The sequence below is a fragment of the Azospirillum sp. A26 genome (genome assembly GCF_042604635.1).
GTDB lineage: Bacteria > Pseudomonadota > Alphaproteobacteria > Azospirillales > Azospirillaceae > Azospirillum > Azospirillum palustre.
Genome location: NZ_CP170472.1, coordinates 2,113,380 through 2,137,019, shown reverse-complemented (window position 1 = coordinate 2,137,019; position 23,640 = coordinate 2,113,380). Strand labels below are relative to the sequence as shown.

At 67.2% G+C, this 23,640-nt stretch carries 13 protein-coding genes; 9 read left to right on the top strand and 4 right to left on the bottom strand.

The window, feature by feature from the left end; translation table 11 throughout:
• The first annotated feature begins 503 nt into the window (after positions 1-503).
• The 3 genes from ABNQ39_RS10680 (at position 504) to ppdK (ending at position 9,821) form a co-directional block, all read left to right on the top strand.
• Positions 504-4,256: a vitamin B12-dependent ribonucleotide reductase gene (locus tag ABNQ39_RS10680; protein WP_376957593.1), complete on the top strand. Its 3,753-nt coding sequence runs from the start codon at positions 504-506 to the stop codon at positions 4,254-4,256.
• Between the two features lie 255 nt (positions 4,257-4,511).
• A complete protein-coding gene (locus ABNQ39_RS10675) occupies positions 4,512-6,764 on the top strand; it encodes a sensor domain-containing protein (protein ID WP_376957591.1) in 2,253 nt (750 codons plus the stop codon).
• A gap of 363 nt (positions 6,765-7,127) precedes the next feature.
• Positions 7,128-9,821: a pyruvate, phosphate dikinase gene (ppdK, locus tag ABNQ39_RS10670; RefSeq protein WP_376957589.1), complete on the top strand. Its 2,694-nt coding sequence runs from the start codon at positions 7,128-7,130 to the stop codon at positions 9,819-9,821.
• A gap of 416 nt (positions 9,822-10,237) precedes the next feature.
• Here ppdK and ABNQ39_RS10665 read toward each other — a convergent pair whose 3' ends face one another.
• Positions 10,238-10,615: a winged helix-turn-helix transcriptional regulator gene (locus ABNQ39_RS10665; protein WP_376957587.1), complete on the bottom strand. Its 378-nt coding sequence runs from the start codon at positions 10,613-10,615 to the stop codon at positions 10,238-10,240.
• Between the two features lie 86 nt (positions 10,616-10,701).
• Between ABNQ39_RS10665 and ABNQ39_RS10660 the strand changes: the two genes are divergently transcribed.
• Both ABNQ39_RS10660 and ABNQ39_RS10655 read left to right on the top strand, forming a co-directional pair.
• Complete coding sequence (locus ABNQ39_RS10660) at positions 10,702-11,322, top strand: FMN-dependent NADH-azoreductase (RefSeq protein ID WP_376957585.1); 621 nt, start codon at positions 10,702-10,704, stop codon at positions 11,320-11,322.
• A 155-nt stretch (positions 11,323-11,477) separates the two neighbouring features.
• Entirely contained in the window at positions 11,478-12,122 is a 645-nt protein-coding gene (locus tag ABNQ39_RS10655; RefSeq protein ID WP_376957583.1) for a DsbA family oxidoreductase, read from the top strand.
• Positions 12,123-12,138: 16 nt separating this feature from the next.
• Here ABNQ39_RS10655 and glgA read toward each other — a convergent pair whose 3' ends face one another.
• Together glgA and glgC are read right to left on the bottom strand one after the other, a co-directional pair.
• Positions 12,139-13,608 (bottom strand): glycogen synthase GlgA, encoded by a 1,470-nt coding sequence (glgA, locus tag ABNQ39_RS10650; RefSeq protein ID WP_376957581.1) that lies wholly within the window; start codon positions 13,606-13,608, stop codon positions 12,139-12,141.
• A 124-nt stretch (positions 13,609-13,732) separates the two neighbouring features.
• Positions 13,733-15,004, bottom strand: a complete 1,272-nt coding sequence (gene glgC, locus ABNQ39_RS10645; protein ID WP_376957579.1) for a glucose-1-phosphate adenylyltransferase — start codon at positions 15,002-15,004, stop codon at positions 13,733-13,735.
• Between the two features lie 672 nt (positions 15,005-15,676).
• On the opposite strand from glgC, the gene ABNQ39_RS10640 reads away from it, so the two are divergent.
• The 3 genes from ABNQ39_RS10640 (at position 15,677) to ABNQ39_RS10630 (ending at position 18,783) form a co-directional block, all read left to right on the top strand.
• Positions 15,677-17,110, top strand: coding sequence for an ammonium transporter (locus tag ABNQ39_RS10640; RefSeq protein WP_376957577.1), 1,434 nt, complete (start codon positions 15,677-15,679; stop codon positions 17,108-17,110).
• 177 nt (positions 17,111-17,287) lie between these two features.
• Positions 17,288-18,145, top strand: coding sequence for a pirin family protein (locus tag ABNQ39_RS10635; RefSeq protein ID WP_376957575.1), 858 nt, complete (start codon positions 17,288-17,290; stop codon positions 18,143-18,145).
• Between the two features lie 95 nt (positions 18,146-18,240).
• A complete protein-coding gene (locus ABNQ39_RS10630) occupies positions 18,241-18,783 on the top strand; it encodes a hypothetical protein (RefSeq protein WP_376957573.1) in 543 nt (180 codons plus the stop codon).
• Positions 18,784-18,831: 48 nt separating this feature from the next.
• Here ABNQ39_RS10630 and ABNQ39_RS10625 read toward each other — a convergent pair whose 3' ends face one another.
• Complete coding sequence (locus ABNQ39_RS10625; RefSeq protein WP_376957571.1) at positions 18,832-19,959, bottom strand: catalase family protein; 1,128 nt, start codon at positions 19,957-19,959, stop codon at positions 18,832-18,834.
• Positions 19,960-20,401: 442 nt separating this feature from the next.
• Here ABNQ39_RS10625 and ABNQ39_RS10620 point away from each other — a divergent pair, with 442 nt between their 5' ends.
• Positions 20,402-23,449, top strand: a complete 3,048-nt coding sequence (locus ABNQ39_RS10620) for an EAL domain-containing protein (RefSeq protein ID WP_376957569.1) — start codon at positions 20,402-20,404, stop codon at positions 23,447-23,449.
• The last annotated feature ends 191 nt before the right edge of the window (positions 23,450-23,640 follow it).

Genomic DNA, 23,640 nt, shown 5'->3' with positions numbered 1-23,640 from the left:
ATTTCCATCGCGACGAAGCACTGGTGATTGGCCGCGCTTTGCGCTCTAATCAGGGCGTGGCGCCGTCCGATCCGGCATCGGCGGTGATTTGAGTGCCTACAGTTTGTGCCTCACGACCGCGATGCGGTCCGCCACCGCCCCTGAAAAAATTGCTTGGCAGGCGGGAACAGGATCCCTGGTGACGGGTTGAACACCACAAGATCAAGGTTTTGAGGGGTTCGGTGATGTCAACCACAATATCTAGCAGAGTGGGGCTTGCTTGCCCCGGTCGCGCTGGCTAGGATGCCGCTCACGTGACCCGGCCGGCCTCCAGCGGCGGCCCCGGTCGGCAGCACAGCGGCGACGACGGACAGCCGGGCATAGAGCCCCCTGTTTGTACGGCGCCATCTGCGTTGCCGGTCCGGACGGCGGATGAAGACCGCCGGCCGCTTCGACGGGACGGGTCGCACCATATTTCCATTTGAGCGCGCCGCGGCGGGCTCCAAGCAAGGGACAGTCTCATCATGCGGATTGAGCGTCGTTTCACGCACGAAGGCCAGGACGCCTACGCCAGCCTCGGTTTCCGCCAGGCGACCAGCGAGATCCGCAACCCGGATGGGACGATCGTCTTCCAGCAGACCGGCATCGAGGTGCCGGACAACTTCTCGCAGGTCGCCAGCGACATCCTGGCCCAGAAGTATTTCCGCAAGGCCGGCGTCCCCGCAGCGCTCCGCGCTGTGGAGGAGAACACCGTCCCGTCCTGGCTGTGGCGCAAGGAGGCGGACCAGGAGAAGCTCGCCGCCCTGCCGAAGGAAAAGCGTTTCGTCGGCGAGCATTCGGCCAAGCAGGTCTTCGACCGTCTGGCCGGCACCTGGACCTATTGGGGCTGGAAGGGCGGCTATTTCGACACCGAGGCCGACGCGCACACCTTCTTCGACGAGATGCGCTTCATGCTGGCCGCCCAGATGGCGGCCCCGAACAGCCCGCAGTGGTTCAACACCGGCCTGCATTGGGCCTACGGCATCGACGGCCCGAGCCAGGGCCACTTCTACGTCGATTTCAAGACCGGCCTGCTGACCTCGTCCGCCTCCGCCTACGAGCATCCGCAGCCGCACGCCTGCTTCATCCAGTCCGTCGCCGACGATCTGGTGAACGAGGGCGGCATCATGGACCTGTGGGTGCGTGAGGCCCGCCTGTTCAAGTACGGCTCGGGCACCGGCTCCAACTTCTCCCGCCTGCGCGGCGAAGGTGAGAAGCTGGCCGGCGGTGGCAAGTCGTCGGGCCTGATGAGCTTCCTGAAGATCGGCGACCGCGCGGCGGGCGCCATCAAGTCGGGCGGCACCACCCGCCGTGCGGCCAAGATGGTCACGGTGGACATGGACCATCCGGACATCGAAGGCTACATCGACTGGAAGGTGAATGAGGAGCAGAAGGTCGCAGCACTCGTGACCGGCTCCAGGATCTGCCAGAAGCACCTGACCTCGGTGATGGCCGCCGCCCAGTCGGGCCTGGACCCGAAGGAGAACAAGGAGCTCAAGAAGGCGATCCTCGCCGCCCGCAAGGATCAGGTGTCTGAGAACTACATCCAGCGCGTGATCCAGTTCGCCGGCCAGGGCTTCACCTCGATCGAGTTCAAGACCTACAACACCGATTGGGATTCGGAAGCCTACCTGACGGTCTCCGGCCAGAACTCCAATAACTCCGTGCGCATCTCCAACGAGTTCGTGCAGGCGGTGCTGGACGATGCCGACTGGAACCTGATCGGCCGCACCAACGGCAAGGTGGTGAAGACCGTCCGTGCCCGCGACCTGTGGGACAAGGTCGGCTACGCCGCCTGGGCCTGCGCCGATCCGGGCGTGCAGTTCGACAGCACCATCAACGAGTGGCACACCTGCCCGGCCTCGGGGCGCATCAACGCCTCGAACCCGTGCTCGGAATACATGTTCCTCGACGACACCGCCTGCAATCTGGCGTCGCTGAACCTGATGTCGTTCCGTCTGAAGGACGGCTCCTTCGACGTCGAGGCATTCGAGCATGCCTGCCGGCTGTGGACCATCGTGCTGGAAATCTCCGTGCTGATGGCGCAGTTCCCGTCGAAGGAAATCGCCCAGCTCTCCTACGAGTTCCGCACGCTGGGCCTCGGCTTCGCCAACCTCGGCGGCCTGCTGATGGCGTCCGGCCTGTCCTACGACTCGGACGAGGGCCGCGCCTACTGCGCCGGCATCTCCGCCGTTATGACCGGCGTCGCCTATGCCACCTCGGCCGAGATGGCGCAGGAGCTGGGCACCTTCCCGGGCTTCGAGGCCAACCGCGACCACATGCTGCGGGTCATCCGCAACCATCGCCGTGCCGCCAACGGCGAGATGAACGGCTATGAGGGGCTGGCGGTCGAGCCGGTGCCCTTCGTCGCCGACCTCTGCCCGGACCAGGAGCTGGCGCTCGCCGCCGTCCGCGTGTGGGACGAGGCGCTGGAACTGGGCGAGGCCCACGGCTATCGCAACGCCCAGGCCACCGTGGTCGCCCCGACCGGCACCATCGGTCTGGTGATGGACTGCGATACCACCGGCATCGAGCCCGACTTCGCCCTGGTGAAGTTCAAGAAGCTGGCCGGCGGCGGCTACTTCAAGATCGTCAACCGTCTGGTGCCGGAGGCGCTGAAGACGCTCGGCTACACCCCGGACCAGATCGAAGAGATCGCGCTCTACGCCGTCGGCCATGGCACGCTGAAGAACGCCCCGGGCGTGAACCACGAGGCGCTGAAGGCCAAGGGCTTCACCGCCGAGCTGCTGGAGCGGCTCGAGGGCAACCTCGCCACCGCCTTCGACATCAAGTTCGTCTTCAACCGCTGGACCATCGGCGCCGACTTCTGCACCCAGACGCTGGGTATCCCGGCCGAGACGCTGGACGCCCCGGGCTTCGACCTGCTGAGCCACATCGGCTTCAGCAAGTCGCAGATCGAGCTGGCCAACACCTTCTGCTGCGGCGCCATGACCCTGGAGGGTGCACCCTTCCTGAAGGACGAGCATCTGTCGGTGTTCGACTGCGCCAACCCCTGCGGCCGCATCGGCAAGCGCTTCCTGTCCTGGGAATCGCACATCACGATGATGGCGGCGGCGCAGCCCTTCATCTCCGGCGCCATCTCCAAGACCATCAACATGCCGAACACGGCGACGGTCGACGAGTGCAAGGACGCCTACCTGATGTCCTGGCGCCTGGGCCTGAAGGCGAACGCGCTCTACCGCGACGGCTCCAAGCTGAGCCAGCCGCTGCAGGCCGCCCTGCTCGACGACGAGGAGGATGGCGAGGCGGTCGAGGCGATGATCGAGGCGCCGGCAGCCGTCCGCGCCCAGATGGTCACCGAGCGCATCGTCGAGAAGGTGATCGAGCGGGTGATCGAGCGGAAGAGCAGCTCGCGCGAGCGTCTGCCGCACCGCCGCAAGGGCTACACCCAGAAGGCCAATGTCGGCGGCCACAAAGTGTATCTGCGCACCGGCGAATATGAGGATGGCCGCCTGGGCGAGATCTTCATCGACATGCACAAGGAAGGCGCCGCCTTCCGGTCGCTGATGAACAACTTCGCCATCGCGGTGTCGATCGGTCTGCAGTATGGCGTGCCGCTCGAGGAGTTCGTGGAAGCCTTCACCTTCACGCGCTTCGAACCGTCGGGCATGGTGACCGGCAACGACACCATCAAGATGGCGACGTCGATCATCGACTACATCTTCCGCGAGATCGCCATCTCCTACCTGAACCGCACCGATCTGGCGCACGCCACGCCGGAGGATCTGGTGCCGTCGACGGTCGGCAGCGGCGACAAGCAGGGCGACCTGCCGGACACCCAGGTACAGCCGTCCGACATCGTCCGCCGCATCGCGTCGACCGGCTATGTCCGCAACAACCTGCGCGTCCTGCATGGCGGCCAGACGGGCGGTCAGGTCCAGCGGGCCAGCGCCGCAGCGGCCTTCGCCGCCACCGGCACCGACACGGCGGCGGTCAGCGTCACCGCCTCGGCCGGCACCCAGGCGTCCGCCCAGGCGGCCATGTCGGCCAGCCCGGCGGTCGCCGCCGCCACTGTGCAGGGCCATGTTGCCGCCACCGCGGCCACCGGCACGGCCTATGGCGGCAGCACCAGCGACCAGCGCTTCGACCGCATCCGTGAGGCCCGCGCCCGCGGCTATGAGGGCGATCCCTGCGGCGAGTGCGGCAACATGACCCTGGTCCGCAACGGCACCTGCCTGAAGTGCGACAGCTGCGGGTCGACCACCGGCTGCAGCTGATCGAAGGACGGCGCTCCCGCCGGGGGCGCCATCCGAAGGCCAATGACGATGGGGAGGAAGTGGGAAACCACTTCCTCCCTTTTTGTTGTGCACGAACGGTTTCAGCGATGGCGGATTAGAACCGTTCTTGTGTGGCTGCAACGGCTTGGTCGAAGCGTGAGGAGCCTTGACCGTGCCGCGTGTGTTCATGTTAGCTGACTCTCCCGGGGGCGCCGACGCGGCGTTCCCGAAGTATGTCCGGAGGGATCAGGGGTCATGGATTCGGCCGCGACCGCGCTGGACGACCGTCTGCCGTCCGATCGCCTGTTGCGGGCAACCGCCGCGCAATGGAGCGCTGCCTTGGTCTGGACATCGGCCGACGGCACTATCGTCGGTGCCAACCCCGGCTTTGCCCGGCTGACCGGCCTTCCTCTGGAGACGCTGGTCGGCCGCTCGCTGCCCAACTTGCTCGATCTCGGTGGACGTGACTGGCAGGCGTTGTGGGACGGTGCGCGGGGGGATCATCCGCCGCCCGGTGCCGGCGCCTTGCGGATCCTGCGCCATGATCCGGTCCCGGTCGATCTGTTTTGGCAGCATCTGACCGACGGGGACGATGAGCTGCTGCTGTGCGAGATGCGCAACTATGACGAACGCGAACGGGCGGAGGCGGTTGCCCGCCTGCAGCAGAATGTTCTGGAACTGGTGGCGACCGGCCGGTCGCTGAAGCAGGTCCTGGATTTTCTCTGTCGGCAGGTGGAGGCCTGTGCGCCGGATGTCGCCTGTTCGGTGATGCTGTGCGATGACGAGAAGCGCTTGCGGGTGGCGGCGGCGCCGTCTCTGCCCGCCGCTTACATCGCCATCATCGACGGCTTTCAGATCGGGCCGGATGTCGGGGCCTGCGGCAGTGCGATGAGCCGGGGCTTGGCGGTCATGTCCGCGAACATCGCCGACGATCCGCATTGGGCGCCGTTCCAGGCGCAGACGCTGGCCCATGGGCTGGCGGCCTGCTGGTCCAATCCGATCAAGGGGCGGGATGCCCGCATGCTGGGCAGCTTCGCGCTCTATTACCGCGAGCCGCGCCCGGCCCCTCCCTTTCATCGCCGGCTGGTGGAAGCCTGCGTGCATCTGTGCGCGCTCGCCATCGAGCATGACCGGGCGCGGGCGGAGATCAACCGGCTGGCCTACTTCGACACGCTGACCGGGCTGCCCAACCGCCAGCTTCTGGCCGACCGCGCCACCGCGGCGCTGGCGCTGGCCGGGCGCACCCGGCAGCCGGTGACGCTGATGTTCCTGGACATCGACCGCTTCAAGACAATCAACGACTCGCTGGGGCATGCGGTCGGCGACCGTCTGCTGGTGGAGGTGGCGACCCGGCTGAAGCCGCTGTTCATCGAAGGCGACACGCTGGCCCGGCTGGGCGGCGACGAGTTCGTGGCGTTGCTGCCGGGCTGCGACGCGGCCCATGCCTCGCTGCTGGCCGAGCGGGTGCTCGCCGCCCTGGCGGTGCCGGTGACGGTGGCCGATCTGACGCTGACCCCGACCGCCAGCATCGGCATCGCCGTGCATCCCGACGACGGCATGGATTTCGACACGCTGCTGCGCCAAGCCGACGCGGCGATGTACCGGGCCAAGCAGGCGGGCCGCAATCGCTGCCACTTCTTCCGCCGCGACATGAACGAGCAGGCGGTGCGCCGGCTGGAGATGGAGGCGGCGCTGCGCGAGGCGCTCGACCGGCAGGAGGCGGGCTGTCCGGAGGAGGAGGCGCCGTTCGAGCTGTATTACCAGCCCCAGTTGCGGTTGAAGCCGAACTGCCTGCATCGGGTGGAGGCGCTGATCCGCTGGACCCACCCGCGCTGGGGAGCGGTGTCGCCGGTGGAGTTCGTGCCGCTGGCCGAGGAATGCGGGCTGATCGACCGGCTGGACAGCTGGGTGTTGCAGACTTCGGTGGCGCAGCTCGGCCGCTGGCGCGCGGCGGGGGTGCCGGTGCCCGGGCTGGCGGTGAACGTCTCCGCCGTCCGCTTCGCCCGTGGCGACCTGCCGGATCAGGTCCGCGCCGCGCTGGCCACCAACGGCATCCCGGCCAACGATCTGACGCTGGAGATCACCGAACGGCTGATGATGACGGAGGAGATCGGCGTCCATGACGCGCTGGATGCCCTGCACGCGCTGGGCGTCACCCTGTCCATCGACGATTTCGGCACCGGCTATTCGTCCCTGAGCTATCTGAAGCGTTTCCCGGTCGGTGAGCTGAAGATCGACCGCAGCTTCGTCAAGGAACTGGACATCGACGCCGCCAACCGGCCGCTGGTCCGCGCCATCATCCAGATCGGCGAGGCGCTGGGCCTGACGGTCGTCGCGGAGGGGGTTGAGCGCGAGGCCCAGCACCGCATGCTGGAAGCGGAAGGCTGCGCCATCGGCCAGGGTTATCTGTTCGCCCGGCCGATGGCGTCGGCGGCGCTCGTCAGATGGCTGGCGGGAGAGGGCAAGCACTGGGTCGAATGTCCAGCCGCCGCCTGCTTCAGCATCTGAAACATTTGCAGGGGAAATGGTCCCGTTTTTATTTGGATTTACGGGGTACTTCGGGCGCAATTCACCATTCGAATCGGTATTATGCGGATCCGCCGGAGTAATGGGGATGCGGGCAAGGATCTGGGCAATACGATATAGCCGCAACGCTCCTTTGCCGGCGAAGCGCAGGTCATCCTGTTCTAGACCACGCGACTGTCTTGTGTCCCAACGTTTGGGGCGATAGAAGGTCCATTCAGCGGCATGTGCGGTCAAGCAAACTGACCACGGTGTTCCGCCTTGCGGATTTCCGCCGGGTGGAATGTCCAGGGGACACAAGGGGAGCACCCGCACGCCGGACGACCATGGGGCGAGAGGAAATCCGCAATGGCGAGCCAGGGTGAATCCAAGTGGGTCTACAGCTTCGGGGCCGGTGCCACCGAAGGACGGGCCGATATGAAGAACCTGCTGGGCGGCAAGGGCGCCAATCTGGCCGAAATGGCCAATCTTGGCCTGCCCGTTCCGCCGGGCTTCACGATCACCACCGAGCTGTGCACCTATTTCTACGCCAACGGACGCTCCTATCCGGCGGAGCTGACGGCGCAGGTGAACGCCGCCATCACGCGGCTGGAACAGGCGATGGACGCCAAGTTCGGCGATCCGGCCAACCCGCTGCTGGTGTCGGTCCGGTCCGGCGCCCGCGCGTCGATGCCGGGCATGATGGACACCGTCCTCAACCTGGGCCTGAACGACGCGACCGCCGCCGGACTCGCCAAGCGGTCGGGTGACGGCCGCTTCGCCTACGACAGCTACCGCCGCTTCATCCAGATGTACTCCAACGTCGTGCTCGACGTTGAGCATCACCATTTCGAGGACATCCTCGACAACCACAAGCGCGACAAGTCCTACAACCTCGACACCGACCTGTCGGCCGAGGATTGGCAGGCGGTGATCGAGGACTACAAGAAGGCGGTTGAGCGCGAGCTGGGCCGGCCCTTCCCGCAGGACGTGCAGGAGCAGCTGTGGGGCGCCATCGGCGCCGTCTTCGATTCGTGGATGAACGCCCGCGCCATCACCTACCGCAAGCTGCACGACATCCCGGCCGCCTGGGGCACCGCGGTCAACGTGCAGTGCATGGTCTTCGGCAACATGGGCAACGACTGCGCCACCGGCGTGGCATTCACCCGCAACCCGTCGACCGGCGAGAACGCTTTCTACGGCGAGTATCTGGTCAACGCCCAGGGTGAGGACGTCGTCGCCGGCATCCGCACCCCGCAGCACCTGACCGTCGCCGGCAAGATCGCCAACAAGTCCGACCTCCCCGCCATGGAGGAGGTGATGCCGGAGGTGTTCAACCAGCTGAACGAGGTCCGCCTCAAGCTGGAAAAGCACTACCGCGACATGCAGGACATCGAGTTCACGGTCCAGCAGAACAAGCTGTTCATGCTGCAGACCCGCAACGGCAAGCGCACGGCGCCTGCGGCGCTGAAGATCGCCGTCGATCTGGCGAACGAGGGCGTCATCGACCAGAACGAGGCGGTCCGCCGCATCGATCCGGCCTCGCTCGACCAGTTGCTGCACCCGACGCTGGACCCCAAGGCCGACCGCAAGATCATCGCCAAGGGCCTGCCGGCCTCCCCCGGTGCGGCATCGGGCAAGGTGGTCTTCACCGCCGACGAGGCCGAGCAGATGGCCGGCAAGGGCGAGGCGGTGATCCTCTGCCGCATCGAGACCTCGCCTGAGGACATCCACGGCATGCACGCCGCCCGCGGCATCCTGACCAGCCGCGGCGGCATGACCAGCCACGCGGCGGTGGTGGCCCGCGGCATGGGCCGTGCCTGCGTGTCGGGTGCAGGCGACCTGCGCATCGACTACAAGACCAAGCAGATGTCGGTCCGCGGCGTCGCCGTCAAGGAAGGCGACATCCTGACCATCGACGGCTCCACCGGCGAGGTGATGCTGGGCGAGGTGCCGACGATCCAGCCGGAGCTGTCCGGCGACTTCGCCACCCTGATGGGCTGGGCCGACAAGATCCGGCGGATGAAGGTCCGCGCCAACGCCGAGACCCCGCTGGACGCCCGCACCGCGCGGAAGTTCGGCGCCGAGGGCATCGGCCTGTCGCGCACCGAGCACATGTTCTTCGACCCGGAGCGCATCCTGGCCGTCCGCGAGATGATCCTGGCGGAGGACGAGGCCGGCCGCCGCAAGGCGCTCGCCAAGCTGGAGCCCTTCCAGAAGAAGGACTTCGTCGATCTGTTCACGATTATGGCCGGCCTGCCGGTGACGATCCGCCTGCTCGACCCGCCGCTGCACGAGTTCCTGCCGAACACCGAAGAGGACATGGCGGAGGTCGCCCAGGCCACCGGCACCGATCCGCTGCGGGTGCGCCACCGCACCATCCAGCTGCATGAAGCGAACCCGATGCTGGGCCATCGCGGCTGCCGTCTGGGCATCTCGTACCCCGAGATCTACGAGATGCAGGCCCGCGCCATCTTCGCCGCCGCCGCCGAGGTCGCCAAGACCACCGGCGAGGCCGTCATTCCCGAAGTGATGATCCCGCTGATCATCACCCGCAAGGAGTTCGACATCCTCAAGGCGGTGATCGACCGCGCCGCCGAGCAGGTGAAGGCCGAGACCGGCGTGACGGTGGAGTATCTGACCGGCACGATGATCGAGATCCCGCGCGCGGCCCTGAAGGCCGGCGAGATCGCCGAGTCGGCCGAGTTCTTCAGCTACGGCACCAACGACCTGACCCAGACCACGCTGGGCCTGTCGCGCGACGACGCCGGCAGCTTCCTGCCGGAGTACCAGCGCCAGGGCATCCTGGAGCAGGACCCGTTCCAGTCGCTCGACGTCACCGGCGTCGGCGAGCTGGTGGAGATCGCCACCGAGCGCGGCCGCAAGGTCCGTCCGGACATCAAGCTCGGCATCTGCGGCGAGCATGGCGGCGACCCGGCCTCGATCTCCTTCTGCGAGAAGATCGGTCTGACCTATGTCTCCTGCTCGCCCTACCGCGTGCCGATCGCCCGGCTGGCGGCGGCGCAGGCGGCGCTGAACAGCGACACGGTCAAGCGCGACTGAGCCTGTTCGGGTAGCTGAAACGACGACGGCCCTCTTCCCGCAAGGGAAGGGGGCCGTTTCGTTTTGGGGGCGGAGTGGGGCGGGTGGAACAGCGTGGAACGGTTTTCGGGGGACTGTTCACTGTTCCACCCGGCGCCGCCGGGCATGGGTGGCGGCGGTGGGATGGAACGTTTGGAACAGGTTGGAACGGTTTTCCGGGGGGCTGTTCACTGTTCCATCCGGCGGGGCGGGTGCGCAGGAGGACGGGCGCAAGGGGGCGTGGCGCCATGGGCGCTGCATGCAGGACACTCCTCGGGCTGTGGCGGCTTTTAGTCCTATCATGGGGAGGGCCCTGTGGTAAGAGCGCTCGGAAAAACACCTTGGCCTGCCGCCCCTTGCCACCGCCGGATACCGGCTCAACTCTGTCCCCATACGCCTCAGCTTGCATCGTATCGGACGCGAGCGTCACGGATGTTTCCCTGATTGCTGTTCGCCCAGGTCACGAGAGTCATGACTGGCGCAAGAAGCGTCCGCCCGACATCCGTCAACTCATACTCCACGCGCGGCGGAACGGTTGGGAACAACGTCCGCTTCACCAACCCGTCACGTTCCAGTCCGCGCAAGTTGATCGTCAGCATTCGTTGTGAGATGCCGTCGATCCGGCGCCGCAGTTCATTGAACCGGATTGGGCCATCCTTGAGCGTCGCGATGATGTACAGGGTCCATTTGTCGCCGATGAGATCAAGGATTTCCCGAACCATCCGGCAGTCGTCACCTTTGCCGGGGGTGGGAAAATCAATGTTACCAAGTGTCATGAGAGTGCCTTCTTGCGAGAGACAGGGCAGTCATCTTAATAGCGTTGGTAACAAGAATTAACTGCCCTGTTCATCTCGGAGCAACCATGACAAACATCCTCCTCGTCACATCGAGCCCTCGTGGCGCCGAGAGCCTGTCCAGCCGCTTCGCGACCGAGATCGCCGAAGGCCTCAAGCTTCGCTTGGGCGGCACCCTTTTGACCCGCGATCTCGCGGCCAACCCACCGCCGTATATCGCGCAGGCCTATATCGCCGGCCGCGCCGCGGCCCCGGAGGCGCGCACGCCCGAGCAGGTCGAGGCGGTCGGCCTTGCCCAGCAGCTCGTCGACGAGGTGAAGGCGGCCAATGTGATCGTCCTGGGTTCGGGCATGATCAATTTCGGCCCGTCGTCTCAGCTCAAGAGCTGGTTCGATCATATCACCTGGCCGGGCGTGACCTTCGGTTATAGCGAAGCCGGCGGCCCGCAGGGATTGCTGACCGGCAAGAAGGTCTATCTCGTCACTGCCGCAGGCGGCGTCTTCTCGGAAGGCGACTACGCCCCCTTCGATTTCCAGACAGGCTATCTTCGCCACCTCTTGGGCTTCATCGGCCTGACCGACATCGAAATCGTCCGCGTGGAAGGTACCGTCTTCGGGTCTGAGGCGGCCAAGGCCGCCATCGCCGCCACCGAAGCCCAGGTTCGCTCGGTCTTGGAAAAGGCCGCCTGAAGCGGGCCGGCCGACTGCTCGGGCTGCGAGCGCGACCATGCATGTCTTCACCGACATCCCAACCAGCCCGGTAGGCGGCCGCTGACTTTGATGGGGGTGCTCAGATCAATCCAAGACTTTCCAAGACTTGCCGGCTCAACGGTCAGAAGGATGACATGATGCTGCAAATCGATCTTTACACCGAGATCACCTGTCCCTGGTGCATCATCGGGCATCACCGTCTCGATAAGGTCCTGGCGGAACGATTCTCCGGGCTGGACGTGGATATCCGTCACCATCCGGTCCTTCTGCTTCCCGATGCGCCAGCGGAAGGCCTCTATATTCCCGATCTTCTCCTCTCGCGCTACGGCGTGACCGATCCGAAGGCGGCGTTCGCCCGGCCCGAGGCGGAAGCACGGGCGTCCGGCCTTGACCTTGACCTGAGCCGCCAGCCCTGGACTTACAGGACGCAGCCGGCGCACGGGCTGATCCTTGCGGCGCGGGCACGAGGGACGCAGCATCGGCTCGCGGTCGCGATCACCGATGCCCATTTTCTGAAGGCAAAGAACATTTCGGACGCCGATGTCCTCGCGGATATCGCCGTGGCCTATGGGTTCGAACGCGAAGAAGCCCGAGCGATGGCGCTCGATCCCGAGCAGCACAGACGTGTCGAGCTTGAGGCGGCCCAATCGATGGCGGCCGGGGTCAGGTCGGTTCCTCACTTCGTCTTCGGTGGGCGCATCGCCATCAATGGAGGACGCAGCGAAGACGAGATCGCATCGGCCATCCGTCAGGCTGCCAGTGTCGCCGCGTCCGGTTAGCTGACCCGGCCCCCGCCTACCGCTCCCCAAGTCCCCGATACAGCTCCATATACTCCTCCGCCGGCCCGTGCCAGCCGAAGTCCCGCGTCATGGCGCGGCGCTGCATCGCCTGCCAGCGGTCGGGCTTGCGGTAGACGCTCATCGCCCGGCGCAGCGCCCACACCAGTTCCTGGCCGGTCGCGTTGACGAACTGGAACCCCGTCGCGCTGCCGTCGGCGCTCGCCGCCGGGTTGGCGTCGATCACCGTGTCGGCGAGGCCGCCGGTGCGGCGGACCAGCGGCAGGGTGCCGTATTTCAGGGCGTAGAGCTGGGTCAGGCCGCAGGGCTCCGAGCGGGACGGCACCAGGAACAGGTCGGCACCGGCCTGAATGCGGTGGGACAGCGGCTCGTCATAGCCGATGCGGACGCCGATGGACTGCGGATGCCACTGGGCAAGCTGGCGGAAACCGGCCTCGCTGGAGGCGTCGCCGCTGCCCAGAACCACCAGCTGGCCGCCCCACGACACCCATTGGCTGGCGGACTCCAGCACCAGATCGAGGCCCTTGTGCCAGGTCAGGCGGCTGACCACGGCGGCCAGCGGGGCGTCGGGGCGGCGGTCCAGGCCGAAGGCGGATTGCAGGTCGGCCTTGCAGGCGTCCTTTCCGCCCAGATCGTCGGGGGTGTAGCGGGCGGGCAGATGCGGGTCGGTCACCGGATCCCACACCGCGTAATCGACGCCGTTCAGGATGCCGGTCAGCACGTCGGAGCGGGTGGCGAGCAGGCCCTGCAAGCCGGTGCCGTGCTCCGCCGTCTGGATTTCGTTGGCGTAGGTCGGGCTGACCGTGGTCAGGCGGTCGGCGTAGAAGCAACCGGCTTTCAGGAAGCTGATGTTGCCGTAATACTCGACGCCGTCGACGCGGAAGCTGGAGGAGGGCAGACCGAGGTCGCCCATCATCCAGGGACCGAAGAGGCCCTGATAGGCGATGTTGTGGATGGTCAGCACCGTGCCCGGCCGGAAGGGCCCGGCAAAACGGTCGGGGCGCAGGGCCAGATAGGCGGGGATCAGCGCCGCCTGCCAGTCATGGCCGTGCAGGATGTCGGGCCGCCACCAGGGATCGTAGGAGGTCTCCGCCGCGAAGCTGGCGGCGACCCAGGCGAGGGCTGCGAAGCGCAGGGCGTTGTCGGCCCAGTCCTTGCCGTCCGGTCCCAGATAGGGGTTGCCGGGACGGTCGTACAGCGACGGCGCCTTCAGCGCATAGGCGAGAACCCCGTCGGCGGTGCGGCCGATGCACAACTGGGCGCGGTCGCAGCCGGGCAGGTCGGTGATCAGGTCGCCGACCTCGTGCAGGTTCTGCAGGCTGTTCAGAACGGCGGGATAGCCCGGCAGCAGCAGGCGGACATCGGCGCCGGCGGCGTTCAGGGCCGGCGGCAGGGCGGCGGACACGTCCGCCAGCCCCCCCGTCTTGACCATCGGGTAGCATTCGGACGTGACGTAGAGGACGCGCATCGGGAAGGCACTCGGATGAAAGGCGGGAGGGTGTGGACATGGTATAGCGCCGATGCGGGGCCGGTGGGGAGCCGGACCGCATCGGCGTGGGCCATGGGGCAGGGGAGGGCGGCGAAATGCCGCCTTATTCCTTCGGCAGCTTCTCGATCATCTCGCGGGTGATCAGGACGACGCCGCCCTCGCTGCGGTGGAAGCGCTTGGCGTCCAGCTCCGCGTCCTCGCCGACGACGAGGCCGTTGGGGATACTAACTCCGCGGTCGATCACCACCTTCTTCAGGCGGCAATGGCGGCCGATGTCGCATTCCGGCAGCACCACCGCCTCGTACAGCTCGCTGTAGGAGTTGACGCGGACCGAGCTGAACAGCAGCGAGCGGCGCACGGTAGAGCCGGAGATGATGCAGCCGCCGGACACCAGGCTGTCGATCGCCGTGCCGCGGCGGTTCTCGTCGTCGAAGACGAACTTGGCGGGGGGGAGCTGTTCCTGATAGGTAAAGATCGGCCAGTCGCGGTTGTACATGTTCAACTGCGGCGTGACGTGGCAGAGGTCGAGGTTGGCCTCCCAATAGGCGTCGATGGTGCCGACGTCGCGCCAGTAGGGGGCGTCGTCCGGCGCGTCGATGATGGCGCTGTCGGCATAGTCGTGGGCGATGATCCGCGCCCCGGTCTTCACCAGATGCGGGATGATGTCCTTGCCGAAATCGCGGCTGGAGCCGGGGGTGGCGACGTCGCGCTCCAGCTGTTCGTAAAGGAACTGGGCGTTGAAGACGTAGATGCCCATGCTGGCCAGCGCCATGTCGGGGCGGCCGGGCATCGGCGGCGGGTCGGCCGGCTTCTCGACGAAGTCGATGATGCGGCGCTCATTGTCGATGTGCATCACGCCGAAGCCGCTCGCCTGTTCGCGCGGGACCGCGATGCAGGGGACGGTGACGTCGGCCTTGCGGTCGATGTGGTCGAGCAGCAGCGCGCCGTAATCCATCTTGTAGATGTGGTCGCCGGCCAGGATCAGGACATATTCCGGCTCGTGGTCGCGCAGGATGTCGAGGTTCTGGTACACGGCGTCGGCGGTGCCCTGGTACCACTCGGTCTCGCTGACGCGCTGCTGGGCCGGCAGCAGGTCGCAGAACTCGTTCATCTCGCCGCGGAAGACGTTCCAGCCGCGTTGGAGATGGCGCAGAAGGCTGTGCGATTTGTACTGCGTCAGCACGCCGATGCGGCGGAAGCCGGAGTTGACACAGTTGGACAGCGCGAAGTCGATGATGCGGTACTTGCCGCCGAAATAAGTGGCCGGCTTGGCCCGCCGGTCGGTCAGCTGCTTCAGACGGCTTCCGCGTCCCCCGGCCAGCACCAGCGCCACCGCACGTCGCGGTGCGAGGCGCAGATCCCGTTTGTCGAGCATGGCCGTTACCCCCTTTGCCTTATTCTTGCGGCCGCTCGGCTGCGGCCAATCCATATGGAGGCGTTGACGGTGCCACATCTCGCCGCCATGTCCAATAGGCGCGGCGGACGGTTGGCATCGGCTTACCCGCCGCCAGAGCGCTTCCAAGTCCTAGGAGGAAAGGGGGAGCTATGCGCCACCCCTCCGAACGGACTGGGCGGAAGGAATAGAGCGCCGGACCGGCGCCGCTGCGATGCCGCCGCAATGAGCGGCTTGCAGGCCATTCTGTGCCCAAATTTTCATCATCTGCCGGAATGACAGCCAGAGTGCCGGGCAGAGGCGGGCCGAAATCGGGCTGCCGACCCTGACGTCCGGTCGAAAGCCCGGAATTTGCGGCGAAATGTCGGTTCCGAAATCTGCCCATTTCCTGTGCAAGCACCCGGTGCGACTCGTAGGAGGGTGCCCGTTCGGGGGTCCCGGCCCGAGACAACCCTGACGATTCCAAGCCGTTTTCGACTGGCACGCTTCTTGTAACGGTGGAGGCGTCCTTGGTCCCGTCCGCCGCCCCGTCTTTGCCGGGGACGGGGCGACCGGGACGGGGTCGCCCCAGTGCGGTGGCTTGAGCGCGGAACACCTCCGGTGCCGCGCCGGCCGTAAGGGGGTGGGAGCGATTTTGGAGAAAGAGGAGCCTCGATGAACCGTCTGTTCCTTATGGCCGCACCGATGATGGCGGTTGCTCTGGGCGCGGTCGGCATGCCGGCCGCAGCCCTTGCCCAGGATCCGGCGGCTGCCGCCGCTGCCGCGGCTGCGGCTGCCGCCGCTGCTGCCGCACCGGCGGCTCCGGCGCTGAATGGCGGCGACACCGCCTGGATGCTCATCTCCACCGCGCTGGTGCTGATGATGACCATCCCCGGCCTGGCGCTGTTCTACGGCGGCATGGTCCGCAAGATGAACGTGCTGTCGACGGTGATGCAGAGCTTCGCCATCACCTGCCTGATCAGCGTCCTGTGGTACGTCATCGGCTACAGCCTGGCCTTCACCGGCACCGGTGCCTATGTCGGCGGTCTCGACCGGCTGTTCCTCAACGGGCTCGACTTCACGAAGGCCTTCGTGCTGGGCGAGGCGACGGGTTCGGGCGTCCCGACGACGATCCCCGAGCCGGTCTTCATGATGTTCCAGATGACCTTCGCGATCATCACCCCGGCCCTGATCACCGGCGCCTTCGCCGACCGCATGAAGTTCTCCTCCCTGCTGGTCTTCACCGCGCTGTGGTCGATCGTGGTCTATGCGCCGATCGCCCACTGGGTCTGGTACCCGTCGGGCTTCCTGTTCGGCCTGGGCGTGCTGGACTTCGCCGGCGGCACGGTCGTGCACATCAACGCCGGCGTCGCCGGTCTGGTCGCCGCGCTGGTGATCGGCAAGCGCAAGGGCTATCCGAAGGAAGCCTTCATGCCGCACAACCTGGTGCTGTCGCTGATCGGCGCCTCGCTGCTGTGGGTTGGCTGGTTCGGCTTCAACGCCGGTTCGGCCCTGACCGCCGGTCCGCGCGCCGGCATGGCGCTGGCCGCCACGCACATCGCCACCGCCGGTGCCGCCATGGGCTGGCTGTTCGCGGAGTGGATCGTCAAGGGCAAGCCGTCGATCCTCGGCATCATCTCCGGTGCCGTCGCCGGCCTGGTCGCGGTGACCCCGGCCGCCGGCTTCGTCGACCCGACGGGCGCCATCGTCATCGGCATCGTCGCCGGCGTGGTCTGCTTCTGGTCGGCCACCAGCCTCAAGCACATGCTGGGCTATGACGACAGCCTGGACGCCTTCGGCGTGCACGGTGTCGGCGGCCTGATCGGCGCCATCCTGACCGGTGTCTTCGCCAAGATGTCGGTGTCCAACAGCGAAGGCGGCTTCGCCTCCGTCCTCCAGGCCGACCCGAAGGCCACGCTGGGCCTGCTGGAAGGCAACGCCGCCGCCGTCTGGATCCAGGTCCAGGGCGTCGCCTACACCGTCGCCTGGTGCGCCATCGCCACCTTCGTCCTGCTGAAGGTCGTCGATGTGGTCATGGGCCTGCGCGTCGAGGAAGATGTGGAGCGCGACGGTCTCGACCTCGCCCTGCATGGCGAGAGCATCCACTAACAACATCCCTTTCCCACGGGTCTCTCGCGAAAGGCCGCCGGTTCTCCGGCGGCCTTTTTCGTGTCCGATTGTTGCGCGGGGAGGAACGCTGTGGCGCGGGCGGGCCGGCTTCACGTCGGGGCCGCGAGGGACTACCTGTGGTGCATCGTCATTGTGTCCGCTTTAGGAGTTGCCGCCATGTCCGCCAAGCCAGCCGCCCCCGGTGTCCGTCCGGTGCTCGCCGCCGTGGAGGGCATGGCCACCTCCGACGGCGCCGGGGTCAGCATGACCCGCATGCTGGGCTCGCCGCGCCTGCGCACGCTCGACCCCTTCCTGATGCTGGACCTGTTCGGGTCCGACCGGCCGACCGACTATCTGGCGGGATTCCCCGACCATCCCCACCGCGGGTTCGAAACGGTGACCTACATGCTGGCCGGCCGCATGCGCCATGCCGACAACCATGGGCATGAGGGCGTGATCGAGACCGGCGGCGTGCAGTGGATGACCGCCGGGCGCGGCCTGATCCATTCGGAGATGCCGGAGCAGACCGAAGGGCTGATGCGCGGCTTCCAGCTGTGGATCAACCTGCCGGCCAGGCTGAAGATGACCGAGCCGCGCTATCAGGAGTTCCCGGCCGCCTCCATCCCGGTGGAGCGGCGCGAGGACGGGGCGACCGTCACCGTCATCGCCGGCGACACAGCCCGCGGCACGGCGGGCCCGGTGCGGGCCGAGGCGACCGATGCCCGCTATTTCGACGTGGCGCTGCCGCCGTCGGCGGCCTTCGCCGAGCCGCTGCCGGCCGGCCACACCGCCTTCCTGGTGCTGTTCGAAGGCACGCTGGATGTCGGCGGGGAGGGGCTGCTTTCCGGGCCGAGGGTGATCGTGCTGGGAGACGGCGAGCGGGTGGAAGCGGTCGCCGGACCGGAGGGCGCGCGCTTCCTGCTGCTGGCCGGCGAGCCCATCGGCGAGCCCATCGCCTGGGGCGGTCCCTTTGTCATGAACACGCGGGAAGAGGTGATGCAGGCCTTCCGCGACTTCGAGGAAGGCCGCATCTGATCCCTGGTGCGCGGCATCTCGTTCCTTGCACCCCCGCCACCGCCGGTTATCATGGCGCATTCCGTGTTAACACGAACGATGGCGGGGACGGGGCGATGCGTGCAAAGGGTCTGTGGGTCGGGTTCAGGGCGGTTGCGGCTGCTGGAGCATTGGCCCTGGGGCTGGCCGGAACCCTGGTCGCCGCCAAGCCCGCCGCCGCGGTGGACGTCTCCAAGGCCGCGGCGGATTTCGGGCCGGAGGGCGCCTGGACCAACCAGTGCGACATCGACCGGATGACCGACAGCAAGACCTGCCGGCTGATGATCTACCGCCTGTTCGACGACGGGAAGGATGTCGGCTTCGTCGCGCTGAGCATCATTCCGACCGGCAACGACTTCCACCTGTTCCTGACCACCAGCCAGGGTCTGATCGACCGCTGCGCCATCCGCGTCGACCGCCAGCCGCGCATCGAATCGCATGTGGCGACGCTGAACATGTGCATGTTCCCGAACTTCGTGTCCGGCCGCGTCGCCGACCAGTTCCGCAACGGCTCGACCATCCTGGTCCGCGTCAGCTCCCGCGTCGGCAAGCGCGACATCGATTTCCCGCTGAACGGCTTCTCCCGCACCTTCGAGGAGATGCAGCGCAGCCTGCAATGATGGTGAGGGGCCGGTCCCGGCCCCAACTCCGTCCTCACCCCCCTGGCCTTACCCCGGCAGCCGGTAGCCGGCCGCCGGCTCGTGCATCGGGCAACCGTTCCGTTCCATGCGGAATTCGGCGGAGCGGTCGTAGGCGAGGCGCCGGGCGCGCATGATCGAGCCCAGCGGCCGGTGCGCCGCCAGCCCATGCCAGGGGCTGAAGGACAGCCGGTCGTCGCCGGCGCGTGACCGTTCCTCGCTCCAGGCCGTCTGCGGCGGCACGGTGATGCGCGCGATGGTTCGGTAGGGGCTCAGATCCTCCGGCCACACCACGCTGGCATCCTCCACCGGCATGCGCTCCTCGTCGGTGCGCAGTTGGGCGCGCAGTTCCCAGACGGCCTCGTGGTCGCGGAAGAACTCCGTCACCGCCTCGCGGATGCCGTTCGGCTTGCCGTTGAGGTCCAGCGGCGCGTCGGCCAGCGCGGTCAGGTTCGGCGAGACCGGGACGATCGACAGCTTGGCGATGTGGGCGCCATGGCGCAATGCCGCCTGGCTGTAGAAGGTTTCGCCCAGGATGTGGGTTTCCGGGTGGCCGCCCAGCGTCTTCAGCGTCGCGCTTTCGCCGCCGAAGGCCTCCACCACCCGTTCCGCCACGCGCAGGCCGGCCGACAGCACCTTCTTCGCGGTTTCCGCCCGGTCGGTGGTGGCGGCCAGCAGCTTCAGCGTCGACAGGAACTGCCTGGCGTCGGGAGCCGAGAAGGCGGGGGCGTTGGCCATGACGAAATCCTGCGTGGCCTCGCCCTCCGACCCCGGCAACCGCTCGCCGGACACGCCCAGAACCTTCACCGCCAGACCGCGCGGGGTCGAGACGCTGTCGGGCAGGATGTCGCCCGGCGTCGTCGACAGCCGCAGGATCGCTGGATAGCTCTCCGCCTTCGCGAACAGTCCCTGGGCCAGTTCGGCCGGCAAATCGTCCAGCACATCCAGCCGGCCGATCAGCAGCCCGTGGCTCTTGGCATGGACGCTGCGGCTGGCATGGCCGCTGTCCTCGAAGGTCTTGGCGCTGATCGACAGCATCGTCTCGGCCAGATCGTTGAAGACCTGCGCTTCATCGGGACCCGGATTCTCGACCGACGGCGTAAAGGCCAGGGGGCTGGCAGTGCGCCGGGGGGTGGGCTGGGTGGAGGCAGCGGACACGGGCGGGGCTCCCGAAGAGGAGGAAAGGGCGGGGTGCAGCCCGGACAACAGCCGCGCACTGTCCTCTGTTCCGCAACGATGCGGCCGCGCTCTCCTGCGGTGACGGCGCGCAGGGCCGCCGGCAAGGATCCGCGATATCCTGGGCGGTTATTGTGCAGGTGCGAGAAGAGCCGGCGGCTGTTGCGGTTTACGCTGCAAAGCGAGAGAGCGGCCTGCGAAAATAATCGGCCGCGCCTCATGCGCGAGTATTTTGCAACTTCTCCAATTTCCTATGGAAAATTAACCATGAATTCCGGGGAAGTCCTTAGCAAAAGACTCTGGCGCCGAAATGACTGCGCTGCTTATCCTTTTGTCAGGAAAGGCCAAACCTCTTTACGCCTCCCGCGGCTGCCCGACACGCGGCCATCGGGGGGTGGCCGGACAAGCGAGCGAAGGGTGTCCCATGACCGGACGGAGCGTCATCTGGTCCTCCATATGGATGCGCGGCAATGTCCTGCTGCTGGGGCTGCTTGTGCTGGCGACCCTGTCGGTGCCGGCGGGCGGGCGGGCGACGCCGCCCAACAGGACGGTGCTGGTCCTGCACTCCTACCACCAGGGCTATGAGTGGACCGACGGACAGGCGGACGGCATCTCCGACATGCTGGCCTCGGCGGCGCCCAATGCGCTGGCAATCCCCTATTACCTGGATTGGAAACGCTTTCCCGACACCGCCGGGATCGAGCGGCTGCGGGCGCTGATCGCCTACCGCCACCCCAAGGGCACCGTCGACGCCATCGTCTCCACCGACGATGCCGCGCTGTCCTTCGCCCTGGATTTGCGGCACGAGATCTACGGGCCGGTGCCGCTGGTGCATGGCGGCGTGCTGCCGATCTCGGCGCGGCGGCTGACCGAGCATGAGGCCAACGTCGCCGGCATCGACGAGGCCAAGGACATCGAGGGCACCGTGCGCATGGCGATGGCCGCGAATCCGCGGCTGCAACGCCTGTTCATCCTGCGCGACGACACCGAGACGGGCCTGGGGCTGGACGCCGAGATCGAGGCGCTGGTCGCCGCCGGCCGTTTCCCCTCCGGGCTGGAGCGGCAGACCCTGCCGGCACTGCCCTTCGCCCGGCTGGAGGAGCGGCTGGCCGCCCTGCCGCCGGACAGCGCGGTGCTGCTGGGCACCTATGCCACCGACCCCGAAGGCCTGGTCCTGCCGCCCGAGCGGTTCCTGGAACTGATGAGCGAGAAGAGCAGCGTGCCGATCTACGGCTTGCAGGAATTCCTGCTGGGCCACGGCATCGCCGGCGGCAGCCTGCTGAGCGGGCAGGAGCATGGCCGCGCGGTCGGTCGGCTGGCCGCCGCCCTGGTGAACGGCGCGTCCATCGCCGGCCTGCCGGCGGAGCAACGCCAGTCGGTCGTCCGGGCCGCCGATTACGGCCGGATTCAGCGCTACGGGATCGATCCCGCGCGGCTGATGCCGCTCGACCGGCTGGTCGACAAGCCCTTCTCCTTCATGGAGACCTACCGCTGGCTGGTGGTGACGGTCGGCGGCGTGCTTCTGCTGCTGTTCGGCATGGTTCTGGTGCTGTCCCTCACGCTGCGCAGCCGGCGGAAGACTGAGGCGGCACTGCAGCGGAGCAACGAGGCGCTGACCGAGTCGCGCCGGCAGTTGCAGGCCAAGGTCGTCGAGCTGACCGCCAGCAAGGATGCGCTGCGCGAACGCGGGCGGTGGATGCGGCTGGTGGCGGAGGCTTCGCGCGACATCATCTGGACCTGGGACATCGTCAACGACGTCCGCGTCCTGTCCGGCCGGGTCGAGGAGCTGCTGGGCGTCGATGCCGCCAGCATCGATTCACGCGCGGCCTGGTTCGACCGCATCCATCCCGAAGACCGGCCGCTGGCGGAGGAGGCGTTGCAGCGCCACCTGTCGGGCGAACTGCCGGAATACCGGGTGGAATACCGGGTCCGCCACCGCGACGGCAATTACCTGTGGCTCTACGCCACCGGCAAGGTCCTGTTCGATGGGGACGGGCAGGGCGGGACAGCAGGGCGGGGGAAGCCGGTGATGATGGGCGGCTCCTACACCGACATCACCGGGCACAAGCGGCAGCAGGCATGGCTGGACCATCTGGCCCATTACGATTCCCTGACCGGCCTGCCCAACCGGCTGACGCTGGAACAGCATGTCGACCGGCTGATCGCCGAGACCAAGGCATCCGGCAAAGCCGGGCCGCTGGCGCTGCTGTTCCTCGACATGGACAATTTCAAGTTCATCAACGACGGCTTCGGCCACAAGACCGGCGACGAGCTGCTGATGATGCTGGGGCTGCGCATCCGCAAGGGTGCGGGCGACGGGCTGTTCATCGCGCGGCTGGGCGGCGACGAGTTCGTGGTGGTCGTCCAGGGGGACGAGGCCGGCGATCCGGCAGAGGTGGCGCAGCGGCTGGAACAGGCGTTCGCCACCCCCTTCCTGGTCGAGGGACAGCATTTCTTCGTCACATGCAGCGTCGGCATCGCCCGCTATCCCTGGGACGGACGCTGCTTCGACGATCTGTTGCAGAACGCCGACACCGCCATGTACCGGGCCAAGGACAGCGGGCGCGGGCGCATCTGCACCTTCACCGCCGACATGAACCTGAAGGTGGTGGAGCGCATGCGGCTGCTCAGCCGGGCCCGGCTGGCCTTCGACCGCCAGGCATTCACCGTCCATTACCAGCCGCAGGTGGCGACGCGCGACGGCCGGGTCCGCGGTTTCGAGGCGCTGGTCCGCTGGACCGACCAGGAGCTGGGGCCGGTGTCGCCCGACCGCTTCATTCCGGTCTGCGAGGATTCCGGCCTGATCGTCCCGCTCGGCCTGTGGGTGCTGGAGACCGCCTGCGTCGAGGCGGCGGGGCTGGCCTGCCGCGGGGCGGGCGAGGTGACGATGAGTGTCAACATGTCGGCGGTCCAGCTGGCCCAGCATGATTTCGTGCCGCGGGTCCTGGAGATCCTGGCCCGCACCGGCCTGCCGGCGAACCGGCTGGAACTGGAAATCACCGAGTCGCAGATGATCGGCTCGCTCGAAGCCGCCATCGGCAAGCTGAACGCGCTGCGGAAGGCCGGCATCCACATCGCACTGGACGATTTCGGCACCGGCTACTCGTCGCTGACCTATCTGCGGACGCTGCCGATCAACACGCTGAAGCTGGACAAGGCCTTCATCGACGACGTCCACCGCCGGCCCGATGCGCGCAGCATGGTGTCGTCCATCTCGCGCATCGCCCACGACCTGAGCCGCAGCGTGGTGGCGGAAGGAGTGGAGGAGGCGGCCCAGTGGGAGGTGCTGTCGCTGATGGGCTGCGACCTGATCCAGGGCTATTTCGTCAGCCGCCCGCTGCCGGCCGACCGCATCGACGCCTTCCTGGCCGCCTGGGAGGACCGGCGGGCCGGCCTGCCGGTGATCCGCGACGATGTGGTGGTCGGCATGCCCACCTCCGGGGCGAGCCGGCCGTCCCTGCCGATTTCGTAGGGGCCGATTTCGTAGGGTTGGAAAAGGAGCGATAAGCTTGCAGGATTCTTATCGGCCGTCATCCCCGCGAAGGCGGGGATCCAGGAGACTCTGCGGCAGGGCGGCTGAAACGGCTGAATTCCCGCTTTCGCGGGAATGACGGCCGAGAGAAGATCACGTTCGGAACCGGCGCGACGCGGCCGGCCTGACGC